This window comes from Arthrobacter sp. B6 (genome assembly GCF_001663775.1).
Taxonomy (GTDB): domain Bacteria; phylum Actinomycetota; class Actinomycetes; order Actinomycetales; family Micrococcaceae; genus Arthrobacter.
In genome coordinates this window covers 1048141-1060146 of sequence record NZ_KV467169.1, presented here as the reverse complement: position 1 = coordinate 1060146, position 12006 = coordinate 1048141, and the positions used below count along the sequence as shown (strand labels likewise).

The following is a 12006-nucleotide window of genomic DNA, read 5'->3' as shown; positions in this document are numbered from 1 at the left end:
GGAGGACGCGGATCCGTCGGGAGTAGGCACCTAACCAATAACACCAGTCGGTGGACAGGTATTCCAGCAACTAATCAGTATGCTTGCTTTTATGACAAGGATGAACCGGCAGGAGGCAGCGGCATGAGGCTCCGCCGCAGCAACGCCTCCGGCCGCGGCTACCGCCGGGTGGCCGCCGGGAAGGGCTTCAGCTACCGGGACCTGGACGGATCCACACTGCCCCCGGGGCCGGTCCGGGACAGGCTTGAGGGCATCGGCATCCCGCCGGCCTGGACGGACGTATGGATCGCACCGTTCGACAACGGGCACATCCAGGCAACGGGCCTCGACGCCGTGGGCCGGCGGCAGTACATCTACCACCCCGAATGGCGGGAGCGGAAGGACCGCTTGAAGTTCGACCGTGCCCTGCAGTTGGCTGAGTCCCTGCCGACCGCCCGGCGCCTGGTCACCCTGGACCTGCGAAGCGAGGGCCACAGCCGGGAGCGCGTCCTGGCGGCGGCCTTCCGGATGCTGGACAGCGGATCCCTGCGGGTGGGCTCGGAGCGGTACACCAATGAGAACGGCAGCCACGGCCTGGCCACGCTCCTGTGCGCCCACGTCCGCGTCCGGAAGGACTGCCTGGAGCTGAGGTTTCCGGCCAAGAGCGGCAAGGACTGGGAATCGGAAATCTACGACGCCGACCTTGCCGCCCTGGTGCGGACGCTCAAGCGGCGGGGCGGCAACGCGCGGCTGCTCGCCTTCAAGAATGGCCGCGCCTGGCATCCGGTCACCAGTGCGGACATCAACGGCTATGTCAAGGAACGCACGGGCTCGGACTTCACGGCCAAGGACTTCCGCACGCTGCGCGGCACTGTCGCCGCCGCGGTCAGCCTGGCCCGAAGCGGCCCGCAGAAAACGGTGGCTGCCCGGAAGCGGGCTGTCAGCGTAGCCATGATGGAGGCCGCCGCGGTACTGGGGAACACGCCGTCGATCGCGCGCAAAAGCTACGTGGATCCGCGGCTGCTGGACCACTTCGCAGCCGGGGAGACCATCGACCCCAGGCGGGTGGCCTCGGCCGAGGCCGAGCTGCGGGCGCTGCTGTACCGCGAAGGGGATGTTGTTCCGCTGCCTAAAAGCGGCTGAGGCCTGCGTCACGGGTTGCCCCGTCACGCGCCGCTGACATTTAGAATGGGGAATTGCGCTAACTGACTGCATTGTGAGCTACCAACTCGCATTTTCCTCGTTCCAGAAGGGCTCCCGGTGTCCAACCCAGGCGAAACCAGCTCCAAACGTCCCCTCCGCGTCGCCATTATCGGCGCCGGGCCGGCAGGGGTTTACGCCGCGGACATCCTCACCAAGTCCAACGAGGTCAAGGGCGGCGACTTCGAGGTCAGCATCGACCTGTTCGAGGCCTACCCGGCGCCGTATGGCCTCATCCGTTACGGCGTGGCCCCGGACCATCCCCGCATCAAGGGCATCGTGAACGCCCTGCACAAGGTCCTGGACCGCGGCGACATCCGCTTCCTGGGCAACGTCACCTATGGCCGGGACCTCACGCTGCATGACTTCCGCGCCTTCTACGATGCCGTGATCTTTTCCACCGGCGCCATCAAGGACGCGGACCTGGACATCCCCGGCATCGACCTGGACGGCTCGTTCGGCGGCGCGGACTTCGTCTCCTGGTACGACGGACACCCGGACGTTCCCCGCGAATGGCCGCTGGACGCCAAGGAGATCGCAGTGATCGGCAACGGCAACGTGGCGCTGGACGTGGCCCGGATGCTGGTCAAGCACGCCGATGAACTGCTCACCACCGAAATCCCGGACAACGTCTACCAGGGCCTGAAAAACTCACCGGTCACCGACGTCCATGTCTTCGGCCGCCGCGGCCCCGCCCAGGTCAAGTTCACCCCGCTGGAGCTGCGCGAACTGAGCCACATGAAGGACGTGGACATCGTCCTGTACCCCGAGGACTTCGAATTCGACGAAGCGTCCGACGAAGCGATCCGCAGCAACAACCAGATCAAGACCATGGTGAACACGCTCACCAACTGGCTCGTCGAGGAGCACGCCGAAGCGGAGCAGCCCTCCTCCCGCCGCCTGCACCTGCACTTCCTGCACAGCCCGGTGGAGATCTATGAGGACGCCGACAACGGCGGGGCCGGGAAGGTGGCAGGCATCAAGTTTGAGCGGATGCAGCTGGACGGCACCGGCAACGTCAAGGGTACCGGCGAGATGGTGGACTACCCCGTGCAGGCCGTGTACCGCGCCATCGGCTACCACGGCTCTGCCCTGGACGAGCTTGAATACGACGCCAAGCGCGGCGTGGTCCCCAACGAAGGCGGCCGTGTGCTGGACGCCGACGGCAACCCCGTCCCCGGCATCTACACCACCGGCTGGATCAAGCGGGGTCCCGTCGGCCTGATCGGCCACACCAAGGGCGATGCGCTGGAGACCATCGGATTCCTGCTGGAGGACCGCCTCACCCTGCCCCCGGCCCAGAATCCGGATCCGCAGGCGATCATCAGGCTCCTGGAAGAGCGCGGCATCGAGTACACCACGTGGGAGGGCTGGAATAAGCTCGACGCCCACGAGGCGGCCCTTGGCGCGGCCTGGACTGCCTCGGAGGCGACCGATGGCATCGTTCGGGAACGCATCAAGGTGGTTCCCCGTGAGGAAATGATCAGCATCTCCCGCGGCTGAGCCCTCCTCTTGGAGTTTTTGTCCACTTATGGCGACCTCCGCTGCCCGGAACCCGCCATATCTGGACAAAAACTCCTGCCCTAGGCGGGTGTGGGGAGCCGGGCTAGACTTGGCCCCACCCAGGCTGTCGGCGTTGCGCCGCGCCTGCAGGCCAAGCTTAAGTGGGAGTTCGATGAGGAACCTGATCCACCCGGCGGCTCCCGGCAACGACCCCGAGGGGCTGATCCAGCGCAGTGCCCTGGCGGGCCATGAAAGGCTCGACGGCGTGACTCGCCTCGCCAGCGACAGCACCCTCAGTGGCCCGCCGGGCACGGACCCTCCCCATGCAGGTTTTCCGGGCACCGACTTTCCCGGCGCAGAGGAAATCCCCGGCCTGCGCAAACTGATCCGTGAGTCCTGGCAGCGGTCTGCGCAACTGCTGGCCAACCCGGACAACCCTGAAGCGCCGCTCGCCCTGGACACGGACGAGCTGGAGGAATACCGCAGGCAGCATCCCCTGGCGAGCATCATGCCCGTGATCCACAAGCTCCTGGTCCAGCCCAGCCATGACAGCGGCCTGCTGGTGGCCGTGGGGGACGAGGTGGGCAGGCTGCTCTGGGTCGAAGGTGATCCTGTCCTGCAGCGGCGCGCGGAAGGCATGATGTTCGTGCCCGGTGCGGACTGGTCCGAGGCGACGGTGGGCACCAGCGCTCCGGGAACTGCCCTGGCCCTGGGCCGCGGCATCCAGATTTCCGGGGCGGAGCACTACCAGCGGTCGGTGCACCCCTGGAGCTGTACCGCCGTGCCGTTCCACGATCCGGATTCCGGCGCGCTGCTGGGCGTTGTGGACATCACGGGCAAGGCCACTGCGGTGGCACCCCACACGCTGTCCCTCGTCGAGGCCACCGTGGCTGCCGCGCAGGCGCAGCTGCGCGTTGAGCGGCTCCAGCTGGCGGCAACCCTTGCCAGCCGGCCGGCCCGACGGCGGCACAACAGTTCGGCGTCAGGGTCCGGCCAGGCAAGGGCAGGTTCGGCCGGGGGAGAGGGCAGCGGCGGCGCCAAGGAAGGCAGCCTGTACCGCAACAGCCTGCAGCTCCTGGGCCGCGACCAGGCCTTGCTCAGCATCGAAGGCAAGACCGTGGCGCTGTCCGCCCGGCACAGCGAAATCCTGGCCCTGCTCAGCACCCACCCCGATGGGCTGAGCGCCGAGGAAATATGCGTCCTGCTCTACCCGGGCGACGGTTCCACCATGACCCTCCGCGCCGAAATGGTCCGGCTGCGCAAGATCCTCCAGCAGCTCAGCCCGGCCGCAGTTCCGGAATCCCGGCCGTACAAGCTCAGCATGGACCTGGTGCCGGACACCGGCCAGGTGCTCAGCTGCCTGCAGCGCGGCGCCCACCGCATCGCGCTGGAAATTTACCGGGGTGCCGTGCTGCCGCGGTCCGAGGCACCGGGCATCATCGACCTCCGCGACCGGGTCTCTTCGCTCATGCGCGAAGCGGTGCTCACCGACGGCAGCGCCGAGACCCTGCTCAAGTACGCCGCGCTTCCCGAGGCGAGGGACGACGTCGACGTCCGGACTGCCGCGCTCAAGCTGCTGCCGGCGCGCTCGCCCAAGCGCGCCGCCGTCGTCGCGGACCTTGAGCGGCTGGAAGCCGAACTCAGCGCCTCCCCACCTGCCCCCTAACCTCGCAAGCTCGGCCAGGGAACCCGGCAGGCGTGGGCCCAGACCGCTTCTCTTGTGAGCTGGCTCACGGCTGCGCAACCTGACTGCAACCTTCACGCTCCTACGCTGACACCAACGGCGGACGCCAGCATCACGGCCCGCCACCTGCACAGCAAAGGAGCTAGCAATGACTGTTTACGCACAGCCCGGTACGGACGGTTCGAAGGTCACGTTCAAGGACCGCTACGAGAACTGGATCGGCGGCGAGTGGGTAGCCCCCGTCAAGGGCCAGTACTTTGAAAACATCACTCCGGTCACCGGCCAGGTCTTCTGCGAGGTTGCACGGGGCACGGCGGAGGACATTGAGCTGGCCCTGGACGCCGCGCACAAGATCGCACCGTCCTGGGGCAAGACTTCCGTGGCCGAGCGCGCCGCGATCCTGAACAGGATCGCCGACCGGATCGACGAAAACCTCGAAATGCTGGCCGTCGCCGAGTCGTGGGACAACGGCAAGCCCATCCGCGAAACCCTGAACGCGGACATCCCGCTCGCCGCGGACCACTTCCGCTACTTCGCCTCGGCCGTTCGGGCCCAGGAGGGCCGGCTGTCCCAGCTCGACGACGACACCACCGCCTACCACTATCACGAGCCCCTCGGCGTCGTCGGCCAGATCATTCCCTGGAACTTCCCCATCCTGATGGCTGTCTGGAAGCTGGCACCGGCGCTCGCCGCCGGCAACGCCGTGGTCCTCAAGCCAGCCGAGCAGACGCCGTCGTCCATCCTGGTCCTGATCGAACTCATCGGCGACCTCCTCCCGGCCGGCGTCCTCAACATCGTCAACGGGTTCGGCGTCGAGGCCGGCAAACCCCTCGCCTCCAGCCCCCGGATCCGCAAGATCGCCTTCACCGGCGAAACCACCACGGGCCGGCTGATCAGCCAGTACGCCAGCCAGAACCTGATCCCGGTCACCCTGGAACTGGGCGGCAAGAGCCCCAACATCTTCTTCAACGACGTCGCCGAAGCCAACGACGCGTTCTATGACAAGGCCCAGGAAGGCTTCGCGCTGTTCGCCTTCAACCAGGGCGAGGTCTGCACCTGCCCGTCCCGCGCCTTGGTCCAGGAGGACATCTACGAGTCCTTCATGGCTGACGCGGTGGCCCGGGTGGAGAAGATGGTCCAGGGCAACCCGCTGGACACCGAAACCCAGGTGGGCGCCCAGGCATCCAACGACCAGCTCGAGAAGATCCTCTCCTACATCGACATCGGAAAGCAGGAAGGCGCCAAGGTGCTCACCGGCGGTGCCCGTGCGCAGTTGGACGGAGACCTGGCCGGCGGCTACTACGTCCAGCCCACCGTCTTCGAGGGCCACAACAAGATGCGGATCTTCCAGGAGGAGATCTTCGGCCCGGTGGTCTCGGTGGCAAGGTTCAGCGACTACAACGATGCCATGGGCATTGCCAACGACACCCTCTACGGCCTGGGCGCCGGCGTCTGGTCCCGCAACGGCAACGTTGCGTACCGTGCCGGCCGTGAAATCCAGGCAGGCCGTGTCTGGGTCAACAACTACCATGCCTACCCGGCTGGCGCCGCGTTCGGCGGCTACAAGTCCTCAGGCATCGGGCGTGAAAACCACTCCATGATGCTGGACCACTACCAGCAGACCAAGAACCTCCTGGTCAGCTACAACGAAAACAAGCTGGGCTTCTTCTAGGCCCGGACTGCGTTCCCCTTACCACCGCTACAACAACGCAAGGATTTCGCCAATGACGACGACAATGCAAGCAGCAGTAGTAACCGAATTCGGCAAGGACCTCCAGCTCAAGGACATCGCCGTCCCCACCCCGGGGCCGGGGCAAGCCCTGGTCAGGGTGCTTACCACCGGCGTCTGCCACACCGACCTCCATGCCGCGGCGGGAGACTGGCCGGTCAAGCCGTCGCCGCCGTTTGTTCCCGGCCACGAAGGCGTGGGTGAAGTGGTGGCACTCGGCGAGGGCGTCACGGATCTCGCCGTCGGTGACGTTGTAGGGAACGCCTGGCTCTGGTCCGCCTGTGGCGACTGCCAGTACTGCCGCACCGGCTGGGAGACCCTTTGCGAGGTGCAGAAGAACGCCGGCTACAGCGTGGACGGCTCGTTCGGCGAGTACATGCTGGTGGACAGCCGCTTTGCCGCCAGGATCCCGGCCGGCTCGGACCCCGTTGAGGTGGCACCTGTGCTTTGCGCCGGCGTCACGGTCTACAAGGGCCTGAAAATGACCGAGGCCAAGCCGGGACAGTGGGTTACGGTCTCCGGCATCGGCGGCCTGGGGCACATCGCCGTCCAGTACGCGGTTGCCATGGGCCTGCGGGTGGCGGCCGTGGACATCGCGGACGACAAACTCGCCCTGGCGAAGGCCCATGGCGCCGAACTGACTGTCAACGCCTTGCACGAAGATCCAGCAGAAGTCATCCAGCGTGAAACCGGAGGTTGCCATGGAGTCCTCGTCACCGCAGTGCACCCGTCAGCCTTTGGACAGGCGATCGGCATGGCCCGCCGGGGCGGGACCATTGTGTTCAACGGGCTGCCGCCGGGCGACTTTCCGGCGCCCATCTTCGAGATTGTGCTCAAGGGCCTGACCGTCCGCGGTTCGATCGTCGGAACCCGGCAGGACCTGGAAGAGGCGCTGGACTTCTATGCCCAGGGCAAGATCCACCCCACCGTTTCCGTGCGGGAGCTTGGGGAAGTCAACGCCGTCCTTGACGAAATGAAGCATGCCAAGATCGACGGCCGCGTGGTGCTGAGGTTCTGATGCTGGACAGGCTCGACGCCGCAGTGACGCTGCCCGGGGAGGACTTCTCCCGGGTGGCGCTCACCGCCGGGGCCGTGGAACTGCTGCGGAAACTGTGGCTCCAGCACGGGCCGCTGATGTTCCACCAGTCCGGCGGCTGCTGTGACGGTTCCTCGCCCATGTGCTATCCCTCCGGGGAGTTCATCACCGGCGATTCGGATGTGCTGTTGGGCCTGTTCGACCTGTCCGGTGCAGGGACCGGGGGCGGCGTCACGTCCGATCCGCCCGGTGCCCCAGGACACGGGCAGCCGCTGGAGTTCTGGATGTCCCGTGAACAGTTCAGCTACTGGAGCCACACGCACCTGACGGTGGATGTGGTGCAGGGCAGGGGCAGCGGCTTCTCGGTGGAATCGCCGGAGGGGAAACGCTTCCTGATCCGGTCCACCCTGATGGACTGGCCGGCTTAGGCAGCCGGGTCCCGCACAACCTGGACAGCCCGACTCAAGGGCGCGAACGAACACTTGAGGCCCTTCGTGAGGAGGGCCTCAAGTGTTCGTTCGCGCCCTGCCCTCAGAGCTTGTCTCATGATGCGGGACGGTTGTCACCGTCCAATGGGTGGACACTACGGTTGATAAGTCTGTTTCAACCCCTAGCAGGATTGTGGATCTCCTAATGAACCTCCTCCGGACAAAAACCATCGAGCAGTCAATGGCCGACGCCGATGAACCCGGGCGCAAGCTCAAACGGTCCCTCAGCACCTGGGACCTGATGATTATGGGTGTCGCGGTCGCCGTCGGCGCCGGCATCTTTTCCGTCGGAGCCAAGGCCGCCGCCAACTTCTCCGGACCGGCGGTGACCGTCTCCTTCGCCATCGCCGCCGTCACCTGCGCGCTGGCCATCATGTGCTACGCCGAGTTTGCCACCGCCATCCCCGTTGCCGGTTCGGCCTACGTCTTCACGTACGCCACGATGGGCGAACTGCTGGCCTGGATCATCGGCTGGAACCTGATCCTGGAACTCTTCACCGCCGCCGCGGTCATCGCCAAGTACTGGGGCATCTACCTCAGCAAGGTCTTCGCACTGATGGGTGCCGACGTTCCGGCTGCGATGTCCATTGGCGGTGTCGACCTGTACTGGGGAGCCTTCCTGATCGTGGCCGTCTTCACCGTCCTGCTGGTGCTCGGGACCAAGCTCTCCGCCCGCGTGGGCAACATCTTCACGCTGATCAAGATCGGCGTAGTGCTGTTTGTGATCGTGGTGGGTTTCACCTACGTGAAGTTCGAAAACTACAGCCCGTTCATCCCTGCGGCAGAACCCACCGCCGGCGGCACCGCCGACGTTCTCAAGCAGTCCTTCTTCGGCTTCCTCACCGGTGCCGCGCCGGCCCAGTACGGCACGCTGGGTATCTTCGCCGGCGCTGCCCTGGTGTTCTTCGCCTTCATCGGCTTCGACGTGGTGGCCACTTCCGCGGAGGAAGTGAAGAACCCGCAGAAGACCCTGCCGCGCGGCATCTTTGGCGGCCTCGCCGTTGTCACGCTGCTCTACATCCTCGTGTCCCTGGCCCTGACCGGCATGGTGTCCTACACCGATCTGGCGGAAGCCGAGAACCCCACACTGACCACTGCCTTCGAGGCGGTCGGCGACACCACTGCCGCCAAAGTCATTGCCTTCGGCTCCCTGATCGGCCTGACCACGGTGATCATGGTGCTCCTGATGGGCCTGTCCCGCGTGGTGCTGGCCATGAGCCGCGATGGACTGCTGCCGCGGGCCCTGTCCAGGACCAGTGAAAAGCGTTCGACGCCGGTCCGCCTCCAGGTGCTCTGCGGCGCCGCCGTGGCACTCGTCGCCGGACTCACCAACGTGGACCTGCTGGAAGAAATGATCAACATCGGCACGCTGTCGGCGTTCGTGATGGTGAGCCTTGGCATCCTCGTCCTGCGAAAGAAGCGCCCTGACCTCAAGCCCTCCTTCCGCGTACCGTTCGGCAAGGTCCTGCCGGTGGTGTCCGCACTGCTGTGCCTCTACCTGATGACGAACCTGGCGGTGGAGACCTGGATCTTCTTCGCGATCTGGCTGCTGATCGGCATTGTCATCTACTTCGCCTACGGCCAGCGCCACTCCCGCCTTAACGAGCGTTTCACCGAGGCCAGGGAAGCTGTCAACGGACGCGGCGATGCAGCACCGAGGTCCACCGAGCCTGAGGATGAGTACACCCGCGCCTGAGGACCCGCTGTGTGCTGTTTGCCGCCGCCCCCTGGTCCGTGCTGCCGAGAAGGCGGCGTGATCAGGGGGCGGCATTCGTTTCTTACCTAAGATGGATTCATGGCCCGCCCCGCAAAACCTGAACGCAAGGCAGAGCTGCTGTCCGCGATCCTGGACTACCTGATGGACAAGTCGCTGGCTGAACTGACGTTCCGCAGCCTGGCGGATGGGCTGGGCATCAGCGCCTACGTCCTTGTGTACCATTTCGGCAGCAGGGAGCAACTGGTCAACGAGATCATCCGGTCCATCGAGTCGCGGTTGGACGGCATGCGCGGCGCGGACGTGCGCGACACCGACCGGGACGCGTGGAGGAGCTACCTGCTGGAATCATGGCAATGGACCATGGCACAGCGGAACCGCCACCTTGCCAGGCTCGAATTCGAAGCCACTGCCCAGGACATTGTGGCCGCAGAGCCGCGCGGCACCTCGCAGGAACACTTCCGCATGCTGCACCACAAAACCCGGGACTGGCTGATGGTGCAGGGCATCCCGGAGGAATTCGCGGACACCGACGCCCGCCTGTTCACATCTACGTTCTACGGCCTGCAGTTCGACTTTGTGGTGATGAACCAGCCGGAAGCGGCCACCAGGGCCTTTGAGCTGATGCTCACCGTGTTCTTCAATAACCTGGAAACCCGCCTGGCAGCCGCGGCATCCCAAGAAGCCTGACCGCCTTGCAGCAAAGGCCCTCAGGGAGCGGCGTGCCGGCCCACCCACTCCACGAGCGGCCGCAGTTGGTCCCACATCCCGGCGATCTTCCCGGCGGCCTCCGGGGTGTGCACCCAGTCCGGCTGGCCAAGCTCAACTCCGGCGGACAGGGATTTGTGTTTCAGCAACTCGGCACGGGGGTGCGCCTTGTCGAACCCGCGGGGTACGGTCTTCAGCTTTTCGCCTTCCACCGCGAAGCCCGCGGCCGCGACGGAGTCGACGATCTGCCGGAGTGCCTCGCCGGTACCTGAGGCATCAACGGACTTCCGGAACCGCACCAGCTGGGCCGGCGAGTGGGAATGGTACCCGCCGCCCACCAGGAGCCCGTCGGCGCTCACCTGAAGGTAGTAGCCCACGCCCTCCTGGGTGGCTGCGAAGGCGCCCTGGGCGGTCTTGTAGGGAGATTTGTCCTGGGAAAACCTGATGTCCCGGTTGGGGCGGAACACCTTGCCCGGCCCGAACCGCGGTTCCAGCTCGGCCAGGAGCGCCGTGACAGGGTCCCGGACCAGGGTGTTGTAGCTGTCCTTGTGCTCCAGCCACCACTCCCGGTTGTTGTTGTCCTCAAGTTCGGCATAAAACGCGAATGCCCCGGCGGGGATCCCCTGGAATGTAGTCATGCAGTGATCCTAGGGACCGCAGACGGCGGCAGCCATAGCCGGCACCGCCTATGTGGAAACCGGCCGGGCGGACAGGGAAAACGCCCGCAACGCAGAACACCCCGCCGCGGATGATCCGCAGCGGGGTGTTCCTGGCGCAGGGCCACCAGTGCCTGAGGGCAACCAGTGGCTCAGAGCCGAGTGCCGGTTAGCCGATTTTGTTGGCTGCTTCGGCGTCGGAGAGCGGGGCGGTGCCGAGGTTGGCGCGGAGTTTGGCGCCGAGTTCGGCGTCGACGTTGGTCCAGTACTGGATGGCGCGTTCCTTGATGCCGGGGCTCTTCACGCCGCCCACGGCACCGGTGATGGTGTCCAGGAAGCGGGCCTTGGCGGCGTCGTCGTAGACTTCGCGGTAGAGCGTGCCGGCCTGGCCGAAGTCGCTGTCCTCGGCGTGCAGGGTGTGCGCGGAGAGGGTCAGTTCGCCGTCGTTCTCCCAGCCGCCGGCCGGGTTCTGGGGCTCCACTGCCGCCGGGCCGCCCACGGTGTTCGGGGCGTAGACCGGGACGGTGGGGGCGTTGAACAGGTAGCGTCCGGCGCCGTCCTGGCTGTAGTTGTTGACCTCGTTCTTGGGCTGGTTGACCGGGATCTGGGCGTGGTTGGTGCCCACGCGGTAGCGGTGCGCGTCGGCGTAGGAGAAGATGCGGGCCTGCAGCATCTTGTCCGGGGACGCGGCGATGCCGGGCACGAAGTTCGACGGCGCGAAGGTTGCCTGTTCGATCTGCGCGAAGTAGTTCTCCGGGTTCCGGTTCAGTTCCATGGTGCCGACCTTGATCAGCGGGTAGTCCGCGTGCGGCCAGACCTTGGTGAGGTCGAACGGGTTGAACCGGTAGGTCTTGGCGTCCTCGTACGGCATGACCTGGACGTGCAGGTCCCAGGAGGGGAAGTTGCCGGCTTCGATGTTTTCGGCCAGGTCGCGGATGTAGAAGTCCGCGTCGGAGCCGGCCAGTTCCTCGGCGCGGTCACCGGTGATGGTGTTCACGCCCTGGTTGGACTTGAAGTGGTACTTGACCCAGAAGCGTTCGCCCGCGGCGTTGATCCACTGGTAGGTGTGTGAGCCGTAGCCCTGCATTTCGCGCCAGGAGGCGGGCAGGCCGCGGTCGCCCATGAGCCAGGTGACCTGGTGCGCGGACTCGGGGGACAGGGTCCAGAAGTCCCACTGCATGTCCGCGTCGCGCAGGTGGGTGCCCGGGAGGCGCTTCTGGGAGTGGATGAAGTCCGGGAACTTGATGCCGTCGCGGATGAAGAACACCGGGGTGTTGTTGCCCACGAGGTCGTAGTTGCCCTCGGAGGT

The 12006-nt window shown here is 65.9% G+C and carries 10 protein-coding genes; 8 read left to right on the top strand and 2 right to left on the bottom strand.

The window, feature by feature from the left end; all coding sequences use genetic code 11:
- Positions 1-123 precede the first annotated feature (123 nt).
- The 8 genes from AU175_RS19600 (at position 124) to AU175_RS19565 (ending at position 10023) form a co-directional block, all read left to right on the top strand.
- Positions 124-1122: a DNA topoisomerase IB gene (locus AU175_RS19600; RefSeq protein ID WP_066293571.1), complete on the top strand. Its 999-nt coding sequence runs from the start codon at positions 124-126 to the stop codon at positions 1120-1122.
- A gap of 117 nt (positions 1123-1239) precedes the next feature.
- The gene (locus tag AU175_RS19595; RefSeq protein ID WP_066293567.1) at positions 1240-2682 is read left to right on the top strand and encodes an FAD-dependent oxidoreductase; all 1443 of its coding nucleotides are present in this window, start codon (positions 1240-1242) and stop codon (positions 2680-2682) included.
- Positions 2683-2854: 172 nt separating this feature from the next.
- Complete coding sequence (locus AU175_RS19590; RefSeq protein WP_066293564.1) at positions 2855-4348, top strand: helix-turn-helix domain-containing protein; 1494 nt, start codon at positions 2855-2857, stop codon at positions 4346-4348.
- 166 nt (positions 4349-4514) lie between these two features.
- Entirely contained in the window at positions 4515-6038 is a 1524-nt protein-coding gene (gene exaC, locus AU175_RS19585; protein ID WP_066293560.1) for an acetaldehyde dehydrogenase ExaC, read from the top strand.
- Positions 6039-6090: 52 nt separating this feature from the next.
- A complete protein-coding gene (adhP, locus tag AU175_RS19580; RefSeq protein ID WP_197497177.1) occupies positions 6091-7113 on the top strand; it encodes an alcohol dehydrogenase AdhP in 1023 nt (340 codons plus the stop codon).
- Entirely contained in the window at positions 7113-7559 is a 447-nt protein-coding gene (locus AU175_RS19575) for a DUF779 domain-containing protein (RefSeq protein ID WP_066293554.1), read from the top strand. Before adhP ends, AU175_RS19575 begins: the two co-directional genes overlap by 1 nt.
- Positions 7560-7764: 205 nt before the next feature.
- Positions 7765-9315: an amino acid permease gene (locus AU175_RS19570; RefSeq protein WP_066293552.1), complete on the top strand. Its 1551-nt coding sequence runs from the start codon at positions 7765-7767 to the stop codon at positions 9313-9315.
- 99 nt (positions 9316-9414) lie between these two features.
- Positions 9415-10023 (top strand): TetR/AcrR family transcriptional regulator, encoded by a 609-nt coding sequence (locus AU175_RS19565; protein ID WP_066293551.1) that lies wholly within the window; start codon positions 9415-9417, stop codon positions 10021-10023.
- A 20-nt stretch (positions 10024-10043) separates the two neighbouring features.
- Here AU175_RS19565 and AU175_RS19560 read toward each other — a convergent pair whose 3' ends face one another.
- Complete coding sequence (locus AU175_RS19560; protein ID WP_066293545.1) at positions 10044-10679, bottom strand: DUF2461 domain-containing protein; 636 nt, start codon at positions 10677-10679, stop codon at positions 10044-10046.
- Positions 10680-10866: 187 nt separating this feature from the next.
- Positions 10867-12006 (bottom strand): catalase (locus tag AU175_RS19555; RefSeq protein WP_066294510.1); only part of this gene is annotated, 1140 nt, incomplete at its 5' end.